The following is a 1,680-nucleotide window of genomic DNA, read 5'->3' on the forward strand; positions in this document are numbered from 1 at the left end:
CCGACCGCCGCCGCGCGATCGACGCCGCGCTGGCGCCGGGCGGCGCGCTCGACCCGCTCGATGCCGATGCGGCGGATCGCGTCGGGGCGTGGCTCGCGGTGCCGCAGACCGCCGCTGCGCCGCGGCTCGAAACCATTCGCCTGACCGGCGCCGATCCCGACGACCTGACGCTGCGCGCAGCGCGCCTGCTGGGCGAGGCCGACCATGTCTTTCACGACCCCGCGGTTCCGTCCGCCATCCTCGACCGCGCGCGCGCCGATGCCGTGCGCCACCCCGCCGACGCGCCGCCCGCCGCGCCGCCGCCGGGCCTGTCGCTGTGGATCGCCTTCGCGCGGTGAAGCGCTACCTTACAATAAGTTAACTGGCTCCCGCTGCCCGGTTTCCTAAGCCTTGTCGTGCGGCAGACGCGCCGCCTGCAACAGGGAGGGACATATGGGGGTAGAGGCCATCGACATCGACAGCATCCCGTTGCTCGACACCGCCGTCGGGCTGTTCGGATCGCTGGCGCCGATGCAATCGACGCCCGGATCGTCGGTGTTCGAAGTCACCGTCACCGTCGTCCTGATCATCTACGACTGAGCGCCTGCGCGCGGCGGCGCCGCCTTTCCCGTGCCGCCGCGCGCCCTTTCCGCGCGCCCTTTCCCCCATGGACCACGGCATGATGCTGCGCTCGCGGCACGATCATTTCCCGCGCTGCGACGAAGTGCGCCGCCGGCGCCGCCACGCCGCCGCGAGCGCACTCGACGCGGCGTGGCGCGCGGGCGACCTCGCCCCGGACGGCCTGCTCGCGGCGATGCGGGCGCAGGAGGCAGCGACGCCCGAAGCCGCGATCGCGGCGCTGGCCCCGTGGCTTGCCGACATCGACTGGCTGCGCGCGCGCCTCGGCGAGGCGCTGGGCCTGCTTGCCGCCGACGCTTTCGCGCGCCCGCCGCTGCGCCCGGTCGGCGGCGGCGCGCTCGGCGGGCTGCTGCTCGCCGAAGCGGGCGCGATCCGGCTGACGCTGCTGCTCCGCCCCTTCGATGCCGCCGCGCACGAAGGGGCGCCGACCGCGCTGTTCGTCCCCGGCCGTTCGGTGACGCGCATCCTCGCGGACGGCGGCGCGATGCTCCGCTTCCACCGCGTCGCGGTCAGCGCCGCAGAGGAAGCGGGCGCCTTCACCGCCGCCGGAGCGAGTCCTTGCCGTAGCACCGACCCGCGGCCGTTGCGCGCGGGGGAGGCGATCCGGCTCGATTCGGCGCGCGAGACCTTCGGCCTCAGCGGCGGCAGCGGTGACGTGCTGATGCTCCAGGTTGCGATCCAGCCGCCGTCGCCCCTGCCGATCCGCGCCTATGACGTCGCGAGCGGCCGGCTCGCTCATGTCTCCGCCTCGCGCCGCGACAGCAGCTTTCGCCAGATGGCGCTCGCGCTGCTTCGTGCGATGCACCGCACCGACGCCGCGCCGCTCTTCGCCGCCGAAGCCGCCAGCGAGGATTTCGCCGCGCGCTGGAACGCGATGCGCGAACTGATCGCGCTCGACCCTGCCGCCGCGCGCGCGCCGCTCGCGCGCATGGCCGCCGCCGACCCGCACCCGGAGGTCCGTGCCGCTGCCGCCGCGACGCTGGCGCTCTATCCGTCCCCTCCCGCAAGCGGGAGGGGCAGCGAGGCTTGCGAACTTGTTCGCTAGCCGCAGCGGGGTGGGCC

General features: G+C 74.8%; 2 protein-coding genes and 1 pseudogene. All 3 read left to right on the forward strand.

Translation table 11 applies throughout. The features are described 5' to 3' along the window. Nucleotides 1–338: pseudogene (locus SGR02S_RS20335) on the forward strand (siroheme synthase); the annotation flags it as partial. Nucleotides 339–432: 94 nt separating this feature from the next. Next, a complete protein-coding gene (locus tag SGR02S_RS20165) occupies nucleotides 433–579 on the forward strand; it encodes a hypothetical protein (protein ID WP_156483142.1) in 147 nt (48 codons plus the stop codon). A 79-nt stretch (nucleotides 580–658) separates the two neighbouring features. Further along, nucleotides 659–1,663 carry a hypothetical protein gene (locus tag SGR02S_RS19195; RefSeq protein WP_156483143.1) on the forward strand — a complete coding sequence of 335 codons (1,005 nt, stop codon included), beginning with the start codon at nucleotides 659–661 and terminating at the stop codon, nucleotides 1,661–1,663. Nucleotides 1,664–1,680: the final 17 nt, after the last annotated feature.

Origin of the sequence: Sphingopyxis granuli NBRC 100800 (assembly GCF_001591045.1) — a bacterium.
GTDB classification, from domain to species: Bacteria; Pseudomonadota; Alphaproteobacteria; order Sphingomonadales; family Sphingomonadaceae; genus Sphingopyxis; species Sphingopyxis granuli.